Below are 16,919 nucleotides of genomic sequence, written 5' to 3' on the forward strand. Positions count from 1 at the left end.
ATCTGGATCGCCCGGGCCGCTAGCGCCCGCTTCGCTGCGCAGCCTGCCACGCCTCGATGCGCGGCAGCAGAGCCCGGCGCCTCGCGAGGCTTTCCGGCGGCCAGTACTGCTCGCGGTCGTAATACTCCGGCACGGCAGGCGTCGTTTCGGGCAGCACCACCCACGGCTGCCTCGACGCCGTAAAAATATGAATGTCCGGCGGCAGCCGGTCGGGATTGTCGAGCGTGCCGACACGGACGAACGACAGAACCGGCCCCGCGCCCGCGTAATGACTCCAGAGGGCCACCGAACACGTCGGGCAGCGGGCGATCTTCTGCCCCCGCCCGCTCTGGGACGGGGTATCGACCAGCATGGGCGCGCCGCCCAGCAATTCGAGGCGCTCGCTCTCGATCATCGCATTGAGCGCGAACGACGCCCCGCTCTCGCGCTGGCACCAGCGGCAATGGCAGCAATGCACGAAGAGCGGCGCACACAGCAGCCGATAGCGCACGAACCGGCAATCGCAGCCGCCTTCGATGGGGTAGTCAGTCGCATTCGTCACGTGAAGTCTCCTTGCCGACCCGGCATTGCGATATTCCAGTAATTTTGTTCGGCTATCATTCGGGAAAACCCTGCCCATAGTTCGCGTGCCCTTACCCTGACGCGCGCCCCGCCGGGCCGGGTGTCAAGCCTCGCCGAGCGCATGCCTCGCCGGAGATCCCGGCCGGGACACGCGTGCGGCGTCCATTCAATGCCGGGCCGTCATGCCCGGCCATCGGCGCAAGGCCACAAGCCGGGACGCCGATCTGTACGGATCGCATCGAAGATGATTGCCGCCGCCTGCTCCCGCGTGCTAGACCGGGCGCTCGCCCACGACCCCGAATTCTCGCGTCTGCGCAATGCGGGCCGCTCGACGCTCGCCTGCGTCCTGACCGCCGCGCTCAACGTTGCCTGGACGCTCCAGCACCACGAGGACATCACCCTCGCCGCGCCCGGCACGCTGTTCGCCATGATCGCGCCGCTCTTTCTGCGCGAAAGCCGCCTGTCGGGCTGGCTCGTTTCGCTCTTCGCGATGGCCTTCTGGGCCTGCGCGTCGTTCGCCGCGTCGGCGCTGATCGCGTCGCAGCCGGAACTGCGCTATGCCGGGCTTCTGCTCGTCGTGTTCATCGGCATGCTCTGCCAGCCGCTCGGACCGCGCGCCGTAGGCAGCGCGCTGCTTGCGCTCGTGGCGTTCTACCTGGGCCTGTACCTGCATCCTTCGCATGACAAGCTGCTCGCCATGCTCGCCGTGATGGCGAGCGCGCCGGTCGTGGTGGCGTTCGTGGGGCGCATCGTGCTGCCGATGGCGCCGCGCGATGGGGAATGGCGCGCGTTCGCGCGGGCGCTTTACCACGGTGCCTCCAGCGCAAGAGCCCGCGCCGGCGACGCCGTGCGCGGGGCCGGCCGCCTGTGCGCGAGACTCCGTCAACCGCGGCTGGCCGACGTTGCCGCGCTCGCCCGCGGGCACCGGCATCTCGCCTGGCGCACGGCCGCGCTGGCGACGATCTCGGCCCTGCTGGCCATGCTCGCGGGAAGCGAATTGTCGGAAGACCGTTCCATGTGGGCGGTCATCAGCACGTTCGTGGTGTTCCTCGGCACCCACTCGCGCGAGGACACGCTCGCCCGCGTCGCCAAACGGCTCACGGGCACGCTTGCGGGCGCCGCGGTCAGCGCGCTCCTCGTGATCGCGTTCCCGCACGAGGCCGGCATTCTCATGGCGGCCATGGCGCTATCGGTGTTCGGGTGGGCCTATTTCATTCTCCACGCCTATGCGCGCGGCGTGTTCTTCATCACCCTGCTCGTGGGCCTCGTGTATGGCCAGCTTGGCTTCGCGATCGTGCCGCTCGCGAAGCTGCGCATCGAGGAAGTGGTGGCCGGCTGCCTCATTTCGGTGGCGGTGGCCGTGTTGCTGATGCCCTCCGCGGCCGCCCGGGCGGCAAAGGCGAAGGTGAACGCGGAGGTCGAGGTAGAGGCGAGCCTCGCGGCGGAGTGAAGGCGGCCCGCGTGACGCAGTGTGCCGCGGCACGCAGCCGCCCAGGCTCTTAACGGCCCGGGTTTTCGCCTTCCGTCTCGGTCGGAGCGTCCCGGGACCGGCCCGGGACGCCTGTGTACGGCTGACGACGTGAGCGTTATTGGGCCTGGCTGCGCAGCACCTTTGCCGCGGCCACCATGTTGGTCAGCGCCGGAATCACTTCCGCCCACTGGCGCGTCTTCAGGCCGCAGTCCGGGTTCACCCACAGGCGCCCCGCCGGCACGCGTTCGGCCGCCTTCTGCATCAGCGCCACGATGTGCTCCTGCGTCGGGATGTTCGGCGAGTGAATGTCATAGACGCCCGGCCCGATTTCGTTCGGATACCTGAAGTTGTCGAACGCGTCGAGCAGTTCCATATCCGAGCGCGAGGTCTCGATCGTGATGACGTCCGCGTCCATGTCGGCGATCGACGCAATGATGTCGTTGAACTCCGAATAGCACATATGCGTGTGGATCTGCGTTTCGTCCTGCACGCCGTTGGCCGCGATGCGGAACGACTCCACCGCCCAGCGCAGGTACTCGCCCCACTGGGCGCGGCGCAGCGGCAAGCCTTCGCGCAGCGCGGCCTCGTCGATCTGGATCACGCGCACGCCGGCCTTTTCCAGGTCCAGCACTTCTTCGCGGATCGCCAGCGCGAGCTGGTAGCACGACACCGACCGCGGCTGGTCGTCGCGCACGAACGACCAGTTCAGGATCGTCACCGGGCCCGTGAGCATGCCCTTCATCGGCTTGTTCGTGAGCGACTGGGCGTAGGTGATCCACGCCACCGTCATCGCCTGCGGGCGGCTGATGTCGCCGAACAGAATGGGCGGCTTCACGCAGCGCGAGCCGTACGACTGCACCCAGCCGAACTGGCTGAACGCGTAGCCGTTCAACTGCTCGCCGAAGTATTCGACCATGTCGTTGCGCTCGGCCTCGCCGTGCACGAGCACGTCCAGACCCAGCGCTTCCTGTTCGCGCACGCTGCGCTCGATTTCCCTGCGCATCGCCACCTGGTAGCCGGCGTCGTCGAGGCGGCCCGCCTTGTGCTCGCTGCGTGCGTGGCGAATGTCCGCGGTCTGCGGGAACGAGCCGATCGTCGTGGTCGGGTACGCGGGCAGGTTCAGGATGGCGGACTGCTTCGGCGCGCGCTCCGCATAGGCGTGCTGGCGCTTGCCGAGCGCCGCGTCGATGCGCGCGATCGCGGCCTTCACCGCCGGGTTGTTCACGCGCGGCGAGTTGCGGCGCGCGGCGATGGCGGCGGCGTTCGCGGCCAGCGCGTCGGCAACCTGGTCGCGCCGGCCGTTCAGCGCGGCGGCCAGCACCTGGAGTTCGTCGAGCTTTTGCAGCGCGAATGCGAGCCACGAGCGGATTTCGGCGTCGAGCTTTGCTTCGCTCGCGAGATCGACCGGCACGTGCAGCAGCGAGCACGACGGGGCGATCCACAGACGTTCGCCCAGTTGCTGCGCGAGCGGTGCGAGCCATTCGAGTGCGGCGTTCAGGTCCGTCTTCCAGATGTTGCGGCCGTTGATGGCGCCCACCGAAAGGACGCTTTGCGCGGGCAGCTTCTGCGCGGCCCGTGCGACTTCGTCGCGGGCGTTGATCGCGTCGATATGCAAACCGTCCACCGGCAGGCTGCATGCGAGATCGAGATTCTCCTTGAGCTGGCCGAAGTACGTTGCCAGCAGCAGCTTCACGCTGCGCACTTCGAAGCCTTCGTACGCGCTCGCGAACGCTTCGCGCCAGGCGGGTTCGAGTTCGGTCACGAGAATCGGCTCGTCGATCTGCACCCACTCCACGCCCACGGCGTTTAAGTGGCTCAGCAGCGCCCGATACACGGCCATGAGGCGCGGCAGCAGCGCGAGCTTGTCCGAATCGTCTTTCGCCTTGCCGAGCCAGAGGTAGGTCAGCGGTCCGATGATCACTGGTTTGACCTTCACGCCCAGCGCCTGCGCTTCGCGCAGTTGCCCGGAAAGGCGCGAGAAGTCGAGATTGAATTGCGTATCGGCCGTGAATTCGGGGACGATGTAGTGATAGTTGGTATCGAACCACTTCGTCATTTCGCCGGCCGCCACGCCGCCGCAGCACGCTGCGTGCTCTTCGGCACCCGCCGCCGAGCGGCCGCGCGCCACGCGGAAATAGTTGTCGAGCTTGTCGCCATGAAAGCCCTGTACGCGCGCCGGCAGATTGCCGAGCGTGAAGCTCATGTCGAGCACCTGGTCGTAGAACGCGAAGTCGCCGACGGGCGCGAGATCGAGTCCCTTCTGCTGGTCCCAGTGGCGCGCGCGCAGCTGCGCGCCGAGCGCCTTGAGTTCGTCGCGCGAGCTCTCACCCTTCCAGTAGCGTTCGAGACCGAACTTGAGTTCGCGTTTTGCGCCGATGCGCGGAAAGCCGAGGTTATGCGTCGTGACCATGGAGGCTGCCATCCGATGAGAGTTGCTGGGATTGGCAGCCATGATAGGGTTTCCAGATTATGAAATAAAATGGCATTATTTCATTCATCCATTAGTTTTTTTCATTTATAACCCCGGGGTGCCCATCATGCTCGAACGCACTCATCTCGTCATCGTCCGATCCGGCGCAGGCGGCCCTTGCGCGATGCGAACATGGCAGCCGCACGAAATATACGAGAGAATATATTGAAAGAAGACGTATCCCCAACTGGAGCACGACGCGGTGAACAGCCATTCGAAGCAGGCGGTGGGAGAGCACTTCTCTCTCGCGGCCATGGAGCACGCCCGGGCCATGACCTGGAAAGCAGTCGAGCAGATTGCCGAGGCCCTGCGGCCCGGCATGCGCGAGTCGGAAGCCAACCTGCGCGGCAAGGAAATCCTCCAGGCGCTCGGCATGGAGCGCATCTGGCACCCGGTACTGATCCGCTTCGGCGAAAACACGCTGCGCACCTTCAAGGAACGTTCCGCAGGCGACCCCGTGCTCGGCGAGGACGACATCTTCTTCGTCGATCTGGGCGTGGTCTGGGGCGGCCACGAGGGCGATGCCGGCGCGACCTTCGTCACGGGCAGCGACCGCGAGATGCACGATTGCGCGCGTGCCGCCAGGACCGTGTTCGACGAAGTCGAAGCCCACTGGCGCGGCACCGGATGCAGCGGCATCGCGCTCTACGACTACGCGGCCGAACGGGCCGAGGCGCACGGCTGGCGCCTGAACGTCGATATCAAAGGCCATCGCGTGAGCGACTTTCCCCACGCGATCTACAAGGCGGGCAACCTGGGCGACTTCGACGCGGCGCCTGCGGCGGGCCTGTGGATCCTCGAAATCCAGATCGCCCACCCCACGCGGCCCTTCGGCGCGTTCTACGAGGATCTGCTCGCGTAGGTGCGTTCGCGCATCGGCCTCGCGCGCGCCCGCGATGTTCATTCGCCAACTCAACTACCTCGTCACGCTCGCGCGCGAGCAGCACTTCGCGCGTGCAGCCGAAGTCTGCAACGTCTCGCAGCCCGCGCTTTCCTCGGCCATCCGCAGCCTGGAGAACGAACTCGGCCTCGTGATCGTGCAGCGCGGCAGGCGCTTTCTCGGCTTTACCGAAGAAGGCGAGCGCGTGCTGGGCTGGGCGCGCCAGACGCTGGCGACGCTCGAACACATGCGCCAGGATGCGTCCGCAGCACGCGTGCGCTTGAGCGGCACGCTCAGGATCGGTGTGATTCCCACCACGCTGCCCGTGGTGAGCCTGCTCGTCGCCAGTTGCCGCGCCGAACACGCCGAGATCCGCTTTTCGCTGCGCTCGCTCAGTTCGACCGACATCCTGCGCCAGCTCGACGACTTCGAGCTCGACATCGGTTTCACCTACCTCGACCGCGAGGTGCAGGCCGGCTTCGCCGTCTCGCCGCTCTATCGCGAGCGCTATGTCCTGATGTCGCCTGCCGGCAGCGGCGAAGGCGCCTGTGCCGGCATCGACCGCTGGGCCGATCTGGGCGGCCTGCAGCTCTGCCTGCTCAATGCGTCCATGCAGAACCGCCAGGTTATCAACGCGGCGCTGCGGCGCGCGGGGGTGCAGCCCACCGTGGTCGCGGAGGCCGATTCGCTGCTCACGCTGCTCTCGAGCATCCAGCACGTGCAGGTGCACAGCGTGCTGCCGCATAGCTTGCTCGGCAGCGTGCATGGCCACGGTGCGTTCGCGGCCACCCTGCTCAAGCCCGAGCTCACGCGCGAGATCGGCCTCATCACGCGCAATGCCCCCGTGATGCCGCCGCTCGTTTCGGCGCTGTGGGAAGCGGCGCAGCGCCTCGACCTGCAGGGCCGCTTCGACGCCCTGCTCTCCGATACCTGAAACGGGTGGGCACGGTCTGCATCGACCGCGCTCGCGCATGTTGATAAGCCGCAGTTATCAGCCGATCCCTCCAAACGATTGGACCCGCCCCCACGTCCTCGACAACACTCTGGCCATCGATCTTTCGCGCACCGAACGATCGTAGCAAGGGCAGAACGGCGCTGCTGCACCGCGCCTGCCCGCCCCGTTCTTCTCTTTCAACATGGAGTGAGATTCATGGCCAAGGTTCTTTGCGTGCTGTACGACGACCCTGTCAACGGCATGCCCAAACGCTACGCACGCGACACCGTTCCCACCATCGAGCGCTACCACGACGGGCAAACGGCGCCCACCCCGAAGGCAATCGACTTCACGCCGGGCGAGTTGCTGGGCAGCGTCTCCGGCGAACTGGGTCTGCGCCGCTTTCTCGAATCGCAAGGCCACACGCTGGTGGTCACATCCGACAAGGACGGCCCCGACTCGCGCTTCGAGAAAGAGCTCGCCGACGCCGAAATCGTGATCTCGCAGCCGTTCTGGCCGGCTTACCTCACCGCCGAACGCATTGCCAAAGCACCGAAGCTCAAGCTCGCGCTCACGGCCGGCATCGGCTCCGACCACGTCGATCTGCAGGCCGCGATCGAGCGCGGCATCACGGTGGCGGAGGTCACGTACTGCAACAGCATCAGCGTGGCCGAGCACGTGGTCATGATGATTCTCTCGCAGGTGCGCAACTATCTGCCCTCGCACGAGTGGGTGAAGAAAGGCGGCTGGAACATCGCCGACTGCGTGGAGCGCGCCTACGACCTCGAAGGCATGCACGTGGGCACGGTGGCCGCGGGCCGCATCGGCACGGCGGTGCTGCGCCGTCTCAAGCCCTTCGACGTCAAGCTCCACTACACCGACCGCCACCGCCTGCCCGAGCAGGTCGAGCGCGAACTCAACCTCACGTGGCACCCCACCGTGGAGTCGATGGTGAAGGTATGCGACGTGGTAACGATCAACTGCCCGCTGCACCCGGAGACCGAGCATCTCTTCAACGCGCAGATGATCTCGAAGATGAAGCGCGGCGCCTACATCATCAATACGGCGCGCGGCAAGATCTGCGACCGCGATGCGATCGTGAGCGCGCTGGAAAGCGGGCAACTGGCCGGATATGCCGGCGACGTGTGGTTCCCTCAGCCGGCGCCGCGCGATCATCCGTGGCGCAGCATGCCGTATCAGGGCATGACGCCGCATACCTCGGGCACGACGCTTTCGGCGCAGGCGCGTTACGCCGCAGGCACGCGCGAGATTCTCGAATGCTGGTTCGCGGGCCAGCCGATTCGCGACGAGTACCTCGTGGTGGACGGCGGCAAGCTGGCCGGCGTCGGCGCACACTCGTATAGCGCCGGCAATGCAACGGCGGGTTCCGAAGAGGCGAGCCGCTACACCACAGCCTAAGCTGCCGTGCCGCGCGCCTCTAATTGAAGCGCGCGGCTTTTATCATTCAGTTATCCATACTATTTTCATGAGAGAAACCCACGGAACGGCGGCAGCCCCGCCGCGCTTCGTCGTTGGCCCGGAGGTGTTGCGCGGCCTGCTGGGTGGCGCAGCCGCCATCGCCCTACTCGGCTCGCTCGCGAAGTTCACCGGACTGCCGCTTCTGATCGCGCCGTTCGGGGCTTCGAGCGTCCTGCTGTTCGCGGCGCCCGCGAGTGTCTTCGCACGGCCGAAGAACCTGATACTGGGCCACCTGATTGCGTCCGCCGTGGGGCTGGCCATCTTCCGGCTCGCCGGCAACGGCGTGTGGGCCATGGCCGTTGCCACCGGCCTCGCGATTGCGGCCATGCAGATCACGCGTTCGATCCATCCCCCTGCCGGCGCGGACCCGCTCGTCATCATGCTGAGCGGCACCGGATCGGCGAGCTTTCTGCTCTGCCCCGTGCTGGTGGGCGTGCTGGGGCTCTTCGCGGTTTCGCAGACGGTGAACCGGGTGGCGCGGTGCTTCGAAAGGATACCGGCAGGCAATCCGTCCCCCTAAGACAGGGATGCAGCGTTATCGGGGCATGAGGGCAACGACATAATCACCATGTTTCTGGCCAGACTGGATCGGCGGGCGCGCACCGCGTAATATACGCAGGACTATATCGCGACCGAGACTGGCCAAACCGGCCCGGAGACCCGACGATGGATACCGTGCAGACCGCCCCCACCGCCGCCGCCACTGCCGCCGCTGTGCCGCCCGCAGCCCACGCTGCCGCGCATGCCGCCACGGAGCACGCCATCGCGCTGCATGTCACGGGCAGCCTGATGCGCCCGCTCGCGCTCTCGCTCGACGACCTCCAGGCATTCCCGGCGGTGACCTGTGCGCCGTTCGATCTGCGCTGCTATACGACACAACGCTTCATCCGTACCGTCGAACCCTATCGCGGCGTCCTGCTCACCGATCTCATCCAGCACGCCGGCGTGCGCTGCGACACGCCGGGCGAGTTCAAGCGGATGATCTTCGTGGCGCTCGGGCACGACGGCTATGCCGTCATGTTTTCGTGGCACGAGCTGTTCAATACGCCCGTGGGCCAGCAAGCCATCATTGCCTACGAATGCGGCGGCAAGGCGCTGAGCGAGGAAAGCGGCGCGCCGGTGCTCTTTTCCGGCGCCGATCTCGTGCCGGCGCCGCGCCATGTCAAGCGTCTCGCGCGCATCGAGGCACGCGTGATCCAGGTCTGAGATTGCCGGTGCGCGCGAGCGCTCAAGGCAGCGTCACGCTGCGCAGAAAGCTGGTGCCGCCCGGCGCCGCACGATCCACTACATAAAGCAGGTGCCGCGAAGGATTCAGCGCGACGCCGCGCGCGTCGTGAAAGCCGCTTGCGATTTCGCTGACTATGCCATCGGCGGTAATCCGGCAAACCGATGCCGCGTTGCAGCGCGTATAAAGCGCGCCGGTCGCCGGGTCGGCGGCCATCAGGTCCGGGTGCGCGATCCGGGCGTACGTATCCATGCCCGAAACCGGCTGCGCCGCGGCGAGGAGCCCCGGCAACGAAGCGCTGACGATCACGTTGCGCGCCTGGTCGGCCACGAAAACCTTGTCGCCCAGCACGACCACGCCCACCGGCTTGCCGAGTCCCGTGACGAGGTCGCGCTCGCGGGCCTCGCCCGTAGCCGCGTCGTAGGTCACGAGGCTCAGGCCGCCCGTGGCGCCGCCCTCGCCGCCGCCCTTGAACCATGTCGAAAGCGCGCGATGCGCCCCGGCGGATGCGAGCCCAAGCCTGCGCCGCGTGGGGTCCAGACCGGCCAGGGCCACTACGTGGTCTGCCCCGGCAATGCTGAAGAGCCCGCCCGCCGTGCCGAATCCGAAACGCTCGACGAGCAGATTCCCTTCGGCATCGAACGCGATCTGGCTGAGGCTCGCGGCCTGGCCAGCCGCGGCGGGAACCCCTGCGTAGCGGCTGAACGCGCGGCCATCGGTCGAACGCAGCACGCTGCTCGTTGCGTCGTCGGTCAGATAGATGGCGCCGTCGTCCGGACGGACCGCAAGACCGTTGGGACGGGCGTCGAGTGCGACGGGGCTGGCGTCGGCCTGCGGTCCTTGCCCCTGCAACGCGCAGCCCCAGGTTTGCGCGAGTGCGCACAACAAAGAGGCCAGAGCAATGCGACGCAATGCGTGCGAATGGGCCACTGCCGGTAAGCGGATCATCGGATCTCCTTAATTGCGGCCATCAAGGCGGTGCGGCTTGCGTTCAAGCGTGCAGCGCCATGTGTATCAGCGGAAACGGCCGGCCTGCTGCGTCGATGGACGAACGGCCGACGTCTTCGAAACCATAATGCCGATAGAATCCGCGCGCTCGCGCATTCTGTTCATTCACGTCCACGGTGAGATTCGCATGGCAAAGCGAACATAAACACAATACCCAGTCCGTTATAAAGCCCGAATCGCAAGGCTTTCCCCATTGATTCGCCCGGCACGTCGATTGACTCACGAAATATCGCTACGTATACATCGTGGAAATCGATAAAACAAGCGCCTCGAAGACGCGTCGAAACACCCAGGCAATCCGATGGCGGCCCCATGCACAGACAAGTCATAGACTCCCACCTCCTCAAGATTCTCCATACCTTGATTACGGAATCGAGCGTTTCGCGCACCGCCGTGCTGCTCGGGCAATCGCAGCCGACCATCAGCGTTGCGCTGCGCAAGCTGCGCGCAATGACGGGCGATCCCCTGCTCGTGCGCAGCGGCAGCCGCATGGTGCCCACCAGTCACGCCATGACGCTGATCGAACCGCTCGACCAGGCGCTCGCCGGTATTTCGGCCGTGCTGAACCCCACCATCAGCTTCGATCCCGCGACCACGCAGCGGACTTTTCGCATCGGCTCGCCCGATTATCTCGACGTGTTCTTTCTGCCCGCCATCGTCGATGCGTTCAAGCAGGAAGCGCCGCGCGCGCGCATCGACTTCCGGCATCTGATGACCGTGGAAGGCGGCTATGAACACGCGCTGGAAAGCGGCACGCTCGACCTCGTGATCGGCAACTGGAGTACGCCGCCCGAGTTGCTCCATCTCCAGCCGCTGTGCAAGGACGACCTGGTCTGCGTGATGCGCGAGGACCACCCCGTCAAGCGCGGCAACCTCACGCGCGCGATCTACCAGGAGGCCGATCACCTGGGTGTCACCACGCACCACGAAACCGGGCTCGGCACCATCGATATCGAACTCGCGCGCGGCGGCCTCTCGCGCAACGTGACCACGACGATGCCCTACTTCGGCATGGCGCCGTATGTGCTGCTACGCTCGAATCTGCTTTTCACGACCACGCGCGCGCTCGCCACGCATTTTTGCAGCTTGCTGCCGCTGCGCATCGAGCCCATTCCCTGCGAGCCCCGAGCGCTCACCTACTATCAGCTTTGGCATGACCGCACCCATCGCAGCGCGGCGGTGGTCTGGCTAAGGCGGCTGGTGGCGGGCGTGGCGAAGAGTCTTGTGCGGTGACGGCGGTGGGCATGGCAAGATGGCATGAAGCAACGCACAATAAAAAAAGCCGCGAGCCCTCGCTCGCGGCGGCAAACGGTCGAAACTCATGGAGCAAGACAGGAGAACCCCATGACCCTCGATCCGCAACAGGTGTCGGTCAGCGAAGAAGCTGCCTGTCGAGGGGCGATGCGCGGCACGGACGGTGCGACCCGCGCATGCGCTTATGTCGGGTCCAGCTCTTCCCTCTACGCAGGTGCCATCGCTTTGAGCAGCGATGCCTTCTCTGCGGTGGCTGCGTCGAGCAGCGCGAAGCCGGTTATACGCCCCGTTTCCGGATCCTCGCAGAGCGCACGCGCGGCGTGGGGCGCATCGCCCATGCCGACCGTGGTGGACCAGCGGCCCTGCGCGGCGGGCGTCACCACCACGGCCGGTATGGCCGGCGTCTTCACGATCACGGGCATCGCAGGGAACTCCACGCGCGTGAGCTTGCCGGCCAGACCCTGCGCAAGCGCGCGCGCCGCATGCATGATTGGCAGTACGTAAGGACGCACGCGGCCGTCGATAGCGGCGCAATCGCCTAGCGCGTAGATGTCGGGCGCACTCGTGCGGCACCATGCGTCGGTCACGATGCCGTCCGCGACTTCGAGGCCGGCATCGCGCGCCAGCGCGATTCTCGGCGCAAGCCCGATGGCGGAGAGCACGACATCGGCATCGAGGCGCGTGCCGTCCGAGAGCAGCAGCCGGTAGCCGCGCGGGCATCGCGCGATGGAATTGACGCTCACGCCTGCCCGCAGGTCGATGCCCGCGGCCGCCAACGCGCGGCCGAACACCGCTGCCGCTTCCGATGGCAAGAGCCGCGAAAGCGGCGCATCGGCCGGATCGACGAGCGTCACCGCGTGCCCGGCCGCCACCAGGTCGTTCGCAAACTCGCAGCCGATCAGCCCTGCGCCGAGGATCGCCACCGACCTGCACGTGCGAAGCGTTTCGCGAAAGCGCACATAGTCGGCGAGATCGTTGACCGAGAGTACGTCGTCCGCACCGTCGCCTTCTATCGGCACGCGCCGCGCATCGGCGCCCGTGGCCAGAACGAGCGCGCGGTAGCGCAGTACTTCGCCGCTGTCGAGCACGATCGAATGCGCGTCGGGCAGCAAGCGGCGCACGTCGCAATGCGTCGCGATGCGGGCCCGTAGTTGCGTGGCCATGGCGGCCGCGTCGAAGGTGGCGAGTTGATCGGGCTCCTTCTTCTGCGCCAGCGCATTGGAGAGCGCGGGCTTCGAATAGAACCGGCCATCGTCGCGGCTCAGCAGGACGAGCGGCGTTTCGCTATCGAGCTTGCGCCACTCGCGTGCCACCGTGTACCCCGCAAGACCGGTGCCGACGATCACGAGCGGAGCCGGTCCACCCTGAGCTTGTGTCTGTGCGCTCATGCCGGCACCACCTGCATGTCGAAGTCGTGCTTGCCCGTGGCGCAGTCGGGGCAGACCCAGTCTTCGGGCACGTCCTCCCAGCGCGTGCCGGGCGCAATGCCCTCGTGCGGCAGACCTTCGGCTTCGTCGTAGCGAAACCCGCAAATCACGCATTCCCAGATCTTCATGACGGTTCCCCTGCGATTCGCTCAACGCACATACGACTGGCCGAGGCCGATCTCTCCCAGCGCGCGCCGGTAAGCACCCGAGGAGCGGTCGGCAAGGATGGGGGCTTCGAGCGAGCGGTCGATCGGCAGGTCTTCCGGGCATTGCAGTTCGACAATGGCACGGTCCTCTTCGAACACCTGGCGGTTGAACGCATAAACGTCGTCGAGCGGCAGGTCGTGGTCGAAGTTGCGGGCGATCGGCACGAAGAGCCGCGTATGCCGCGCGGACACCGGGCTCGCCGCATTGAGAATGGCGAGCCGGCCATTCTCGGGAAAATGCACCGTGAGTCGCGCGAAGAACGGCACGTCGACTTCGAACACGCGGCGCCACAGATAACCCTCGGGTGCGCGATGCTGCATGGACTTCGGAAAATTGCTGACCGTGCTCACGTATTCGGCACGCAGGCCGTTTTCGCGGCGCTCGACCGAGTACTGCGGCACAACCGGATTGCGCCGGTCGGCGAAGCTGTCGTGGTGAATCCATGCGAAGTGCGCGACATCGATGAAGCCTTCGGTCTGACGCCCTGCCGAAGCGCGAATATCGATCGAAGGCGGCAGGATCTGCTGAAAGCCCTCGGTATTCCAGGCCGGGAAATCGGGCAACGGCATTTCGCCGCCGCCGAGCGACACCCACACGAGGCCATACGCTTCCTGCGCCGCATAGGTGGTCAGGCACAGGCGTTCCGGAATCGGTCCTTCGGGCTGCGAAGGAATGTGGCTGCAGCGTCCACTCGCCTCGTATTCGAGGCCGTGATACGGGCAAACGAGTTGATCGTTGTGCACCCAGCCGCGACTGAGCGGCGCGCCCCGGTGCGGACACACGTCGCGCGCGGCAACCACGCGTCCGTGGGCGCGATAGACGACGAGCGGTTCGTCGAGCAGCGTCACGCTGAGCGGCTTGTCGAGCAGGTCGGCCGAAAAGGCGACGGGGTGCCAGTAGCGGCTCAGTATCTCCCAGTCGCGGGTGTCGAAGGTGCAGTTGCGGGGAATGGCGGGCGACTTCGACCGGGTCAGTGCCACCACTTGCGGCTGGCTCATGCGCGTCTCCTGATTCGTGTGGGTTCGTGGCAGCGCATCCGGCTTGTCAATCGAATCGCACCGCCTGGACGCCACGATATCCAGACGCGAAGCCGCGTCCCATCCCTCCAGCGTCATGAAGTCTATGTATGCGACGGCATAGGCTCATGGTCGTTCGCATCGCAAGCGCGCATGGCCTCGCGCGTTCGGCCACGATTTATTTCCCTAAGGTCGCGCCACGCAGTGCCGTATACCTATTCAAGACCCTGATCGCAGCGTGGTTTTGTCTGATCAATAAAGACGCCACGACCTTCGCGGCGAACGATGGGCACTTGCATTTTCATGACACAGGTAAAGCAGGATGAGCAGACTGACCGGCACCATCAAACTCAAGATCGCCCTCGCTTTCGCAGCGTGCATTGCGCTGATGATTGCGATTGGCTTGATGAGCATGCGCGGCCTCGCAACGTTGAGCAGCGACATGCGTTCCATGTACACGGACGGCGCCGTGCCGATGGAGGATCTCGCCGCCACGCAAACCTCTTCGCTGCGCATGCGCACCACCTTCGACCGGCTCGTCATCCAGCACGATCCCGCGCAGGCGAAGCCGCTGGTCGACCATGCCCGCGAGCTCGAACAAAAGATGGCGACGTCCTGGAGCGACTACTATCCGGGGCGCGTTACCGACGACGACGAGCGCAAGGTGGCCGACCGCATTGCCAGCCTGATGGCCGACTACAAGTCGCAGTTCGACCCGCTACTCGCTTCGGCGGAAGCCGGCAAGCTCGACGCGTCGGACCCCGCCATCGGCACGCTTTCATCGGTAAGCAGCGCGCTCTCGGATGCCATCAACGAAGACATCGGCATCAACGCCGGCCAGATCAAGAGCTCGGCGGCCGAAGGCAACGACACCTTCCACACCCTGCTCTACACCGCCATCGCGTTGCTCACGGCGGGTCTGATCGTCGGGATCGGGGCGTGGCGCTATCTGTCGCGCGCCATCACGGGACCGCTCGCCACCGCGATGACGGCGGCGCAGCGCATTGCCGACGGCCAGCTCGAAGGCGCCATCGACGTGCGCACGAACGACGAATTCGGCCGCCTGCTGCAGGCGCTGCGCCAGATGGATGCGCAACTCGCGGAGATCGTGCGCGGCGTGAAAACGTCGAGCGAGTCGATACTCGTGGCGTCGGGCGAGATCGCCGCGGGCAACATGGATCTCTCTTCGCGCACCGAGGAACAGGCGGCATCGCTCGAAGAAACGGCCGCGAGCATGGAAGAGCTCACCGCCACGGTCAAGCAGAATTCCGACAACGCGCGCCAGGCCACGACGCTCGCCACGAACGCTTCGCAGATCGCCGACAAGGGCGCCCAGGTGGTCGAAGCCATGCTGGCGACGATGACCGAGATCAACAGCAGCTCGACGAAGATTGCCGATATCACGGGCCTCATCGAAAGCATTGCCTTCCAGACCAACATCCTTGCCTTGAACGCGGCCGTGGAAGCGGCGCGCGCGGGCGAGCAGGGACGCGGCTTCGCCGTGGTCGCGGGCGAAGTGCGCAGCCTCGCGCAGCGCGCTTCGAGCGCCGCGAAGGAAATCAAGGATCTGATCCACAGTTCGGTGAGCACGATTCACGAAGGCTCGACGCAGGCCGAAGAAGTGGGCCGCACGATGGGCGACGTGCAGCAGGCCATCCGCCGTGTGGCGGACATCAACGCGGAAATCTCCGCGGCTTCGGAAGAGCAAAGCCGCGGCATCGAGCAGGTGAACTGCGCCGTGGGCCAGATGGACGAAGTCACGCAGCAGAACGCCGCGCTGGTGGAAGAAGCCTCCGCCGCTGCGCAATCGCTCGAACAGCAGGCGGCCCAGCAAAAACGTGCGATCTCGGTGTTCAAGCTCGCGAACGACAGGGGCGCAGCGGCGGTGGCGGCCGTGCCGGCGGCGGCTGTGAAAACCGTTGCGCGCGCACCGGCATTATCGAAGCCGGTTCGCCCTGCGGCGCCTCGCGCCGTGTCGAAGCCGGTGCCCGCCCCCGTGCCCGCTACGGCTGCTGCCGGCGCGAGCGCCGGTGCATCGTCGGACTGGGAAACGTTTTGAAAGGTGGCGGGCGGTCGGATGTCCGGGGTAGGCAGGGCGTGCTCCGGATATCACGGGCAACGACCACCAACCGATATCGGCGATAGTGACGCCTTCGCATGCACCAGGACGTCACGCATCGATTACCCGGGCCGCACACCCCCCTCACACCTTCATTCCCGGCAAATTCAGCGAAGCCGTATTGCCGCCATCCACCGGCAGCGCCTGGCCTGTCACATAGCTCGCGTCGTCGCTCGCGAGAAACGCAATCGCCGCGGCCACTTCCTCGGGGCGCCCCGGGCGGCGCAATTCGCAGCGGTAGCCCAGCCGGTCCTCCTTGTTCTGCTCGCGTGCGCGTGCAAACACGGGCGCCGTCATGCCCGTTTCGATGAGGCCGGGGCACACGGCGTTCACGCGGATATGCCAGGGCGCGAGATCGCACGCGCTCGTCATCGTGAGGTTGATGACCGCCGCTTTCGAAGCACTGTACGCATTGCCGCCCGCCCCCGAGCGCACGCCCGCCACCGAGGCCGTATTGACGATGGCACCCCGCCCGCGCTCGATCATGATGCGCGAAGCCCATTTGGTGAAATGCACGACGCCCATCAGGTTGACGCCGAGAACGTGTTGCCAGACGTCGGTTTTCGTTTCGGAAACCAGCGAATAGTCGCCGCCCGCAATGCCGGCGTTGTTGCAGAGCACGTCGATGGTGCCGAAGCGTTGCAGTACCCGATCGACGCAACTCGCCACGTCGTTTTCGCGCGCGACATCGAGGCTCGCGTGCCAGACGCGGGCGCGGTCCATGCCGTCCGCAACGGCTGCGAGCGCCTCCGCGTTGCGGTCGATGAGCGCGAGTGCAGCGCCCTCGTCGTAGAGGCGCTGCGCTGTTGCGCGGCCAATGCCGCTGGCGGCGCCCGTTACGATCGCTACCCGCCCGGTGAAACACATG

At 66.1% G+C, this 16,919-nt stretch carries 15 protein-coding genes; 8 read left to right on the forward strand and 7 right to left on the reverse strand.

The genetic code is table 11. The features are described from left to right. Nucleotides 1-19: 19 nt before the first annotated feature. Nucleotides 20-541 carry a GFA family protein gene (locus BFE01S_RS25540; RefSeq protein ID WP_028227947.1) on the reverse strand — a complete coding sequence of 174 codons (522 nt, stop codon included), beginning with the start codon at nucleotides 539-541 and terminating at the stop codon, nucleotides 20-22. A gap of 264 nt (nucleotides 542-805) precedes the next feature. Between BFE01S_RS25540 and BFE01S_RS40165 the strand changes: the two genes are divergently transcribed. Continuing rightward, nucleotides 806-2,011, forward strand: coding sequence for an FUSC family protein (locus BFE01S_RS40165; RefSeq protein WP_052420983.1), 1,206 nt, complete (start codon nucleotides 806-808; stop codon nucleotides 2,009-2,011). Nucleotides 2,012-2,147: 136 nt separating this feature from the next. Here the strand turns inward: BFE01S_RS40165 and metE are convergent, their stop codons facing one another. Further along, the gene (gene metE / locus BFE01S_RS25550) at nucleotides 2,148-4,442 is read right to left on the reverse strand and encodes a 5-methyltetrahydropteroyltriglutamate--homocysteine S-methyltransferase (RefSeq protein WP_028227948.1); all 2,295 of its coding nucleotides are present in this window, start codon (nucleotides 4,440-4,442) and stop codon (nucleotides 2,148-2,150) included. A 262-nt stretch (nucleotides 4,443-4,704) separates the two neighbouring features. On the opposite strand from metE, the gene BFE01S_RS25555 reads away from it, so the two are divergent. From BFE01S_RS25555 to BFE01S_RS25575, 5 genes are all read left to right on the forward strand, one after another. After that, nucleotides 4,705-5,364, forward strand: coding sequence for a M24 family metallopeptidase (locus tag BFE01S_RS25555; protein WP_028227949.1), 660 nt, complete (start codon nucleotides 4,705-4,707; stop codon nucleotides 5,362-5,364). A gap of 34 nt (nucleotides 5,365-5,398) precedes the next feature. Further along, the gene (locus tag BFE01S_RS25560; protein ID WP_028227950.1) at nucleotides 5,399-6,316 is read left to right on the forward strand and encodes a LysR family transcriptional regulator; all 918 of its coding nucleotides are present in this window, start codon (nucleotides 5,399-5,401) and stop codon (nucleotides 6,314-6,316) included. 216 nt (nucleotides 6,317-6,532) lie between these two features. Continuing rightward, on the forward strand, nucleotides 6,533-7,735 hold the full coding sequence (locus tag BFE01S_RS25565; protein WP_028227951.1) for an NAD-dependent formate dehydrogenase: 1,203 nt from the start codon (nucleotides 6,533-6,535) through the stop codon (nucleotides 7,733-7,735). A 67-nt stretch (nucleotides 7,736-7,802) separates the two neighbouring features. Further along, nucleotides 7,803-8,315, forward strand: coding sequence for an HPP family protein (locus tag BFE01S_RS40170; protein ID WP_042338551.1), 513 nt, complete (start codon nucleotides 7,803-7,805; stop codon nucleotides 8,313-8,315). Nucleotides 8,316-8,461: 146 nt separating this feature from the next. Further along, on the forward strand, nucleotides 8,462-9,001 hold the full coding sequence (locus BFE01S_RS25575) for a molybdopterin-dependent oxidoreductase (protein ID WP_084170152.1): 540 nt from the start codon (nucleotides 8,462-8,464) through the stop codon (nucleotides 8,999-9,001). Between the two features lie 22 nt (nucleotides 9,002-9,023). Here the strand turns inward: BFE01S_RS25575 and BFE01S_RS40175 are convergent, their stop codons facing one another. Continuing rightward, nucleotides 9,024-9,968, reverse strand: coding sequence for an NHL repeat-containing protein (locus BFE01S_RS40175; protein WP_042338552.1), 945 nt, complete (start codon nucleotides 9,966-9,968; stop codon nucleotides 9,024-9,026). Between the two features lie 372 nt (nucleotides 9,969-10,340). On the opposite strand from BFE01S_RS40175, the gene BFE01S_RS25590 reads away from it, so the two are divergent. Further along, a complete protein-coding gene (locus BFE01S_RS25590) occupies nucleotides 10,341-11,261 on the forward strand; it encodes a LysR family transcriptional regulator (protein WP_028227953.1) in 921 nt (306 codons plus the stop codon). 227 nt (nucleotides 11,262-11,488) lie between these two features. Here the strand turns inward: BFE01S_RS25590 and BFE01S_RS25595 are convergent, their stop codons facing one another. Genes BFE01S_RS25595 through BFE01S_RS25605 form a run of 3 tightly spaced genes read right to left on the reverse strand, consistent with a single transcriptional unit; the run spans nucleotide 11,489 to nucleotide 13,914 of the window. Continuing rightward, a complete protein-coding gene (locus tag BFE01S_RS25595) occupies nucleotides 11,489-12,670 on the reverse strand; it encodes an NAD(P)/FAD-dependent oxidoreductase (protein ID WP_042338553.1) in 1,182 nt (393 codons plus the stop codon). Beyond that, nucleotides 12,667-12,837 carry a rubredoxin gene (locus tag BFE01S_RS25600; protein WP_028227955.1) on the reverse strand — a complete coding sequence of 57 codons (171 nt, stop codon included), beginning with the start codon at nucleotides 12,835-12,837 and terminating at the stop codon, nucleotides 12,667-12,669. Before BFE01S_RS25600 ends, BFE01S_RS25595 begins: the two co-directional genes overlap by 4 nt. A 21-nt stretch (nucleotides 12,838-12,858) precedes the next feature. After that, nucleotides 12,859-13,914 carry an aromatic ring-hydroxylating oxygenase subunit alpha gene (locus BFE01S_RS25605; protein WP_042338570.1) on the reverse strand — a complete coding sequence of 352 codons (1,056 nt, stop codon included), beginning with the start codon at nucleotides 13,912-13,914 and terminating at the stop codon, nucleotides 12,859-12,861. 340 nt (nucleotides 13,915-14,254) lie between these two features. Here BFE01S_RS25605 and BFE01S_RS46290 point away from each other — a divergent pair, with 340 nt between their 5' ends. Beyond that, nucleotides 14,255-15,991, forward strand: coding sequence for a methyl-accepting chemotaxis protein (locus BFE01S_RS46290; protein WP_028227957.1), 1,737 nt, complete (start codon nucleotides 14,255-14,257; stop codon nucleotides 15,989-15,991). Nucleotides 15,992-16,135: 144 nt separating this feature from the next. Here the strand turns inward: BFE01S_RS46290 and BFE01S_RS25615 are convergent, their stop codons facing one another. Next, on the reverse strand, nucleotides 16,136-16,918 hold the full coding sequence (locus BFE01S_RS25615; RefSeq protein ID WP_028227958.1) for an SDR family NAD(P)-dependent oxidoreductase: 783 nt from the start codon (nucleotides 16,916-16,918) through the stop codon (nucleotides 16,136-16,138). Nucleotide 16,919: the final 1 nt, after the last annotated feature.

This window comes from Paraburkholderia ferrariae NBRC 106233, from assembly GCF_000685035.1.
Lineage (GTDB): Bacteria > Pseudomonadota > Gammaproteobacteria > Burkholderiales > Burkholderiaceae > Paraburkholderia > Paraburkholderia ferrariae.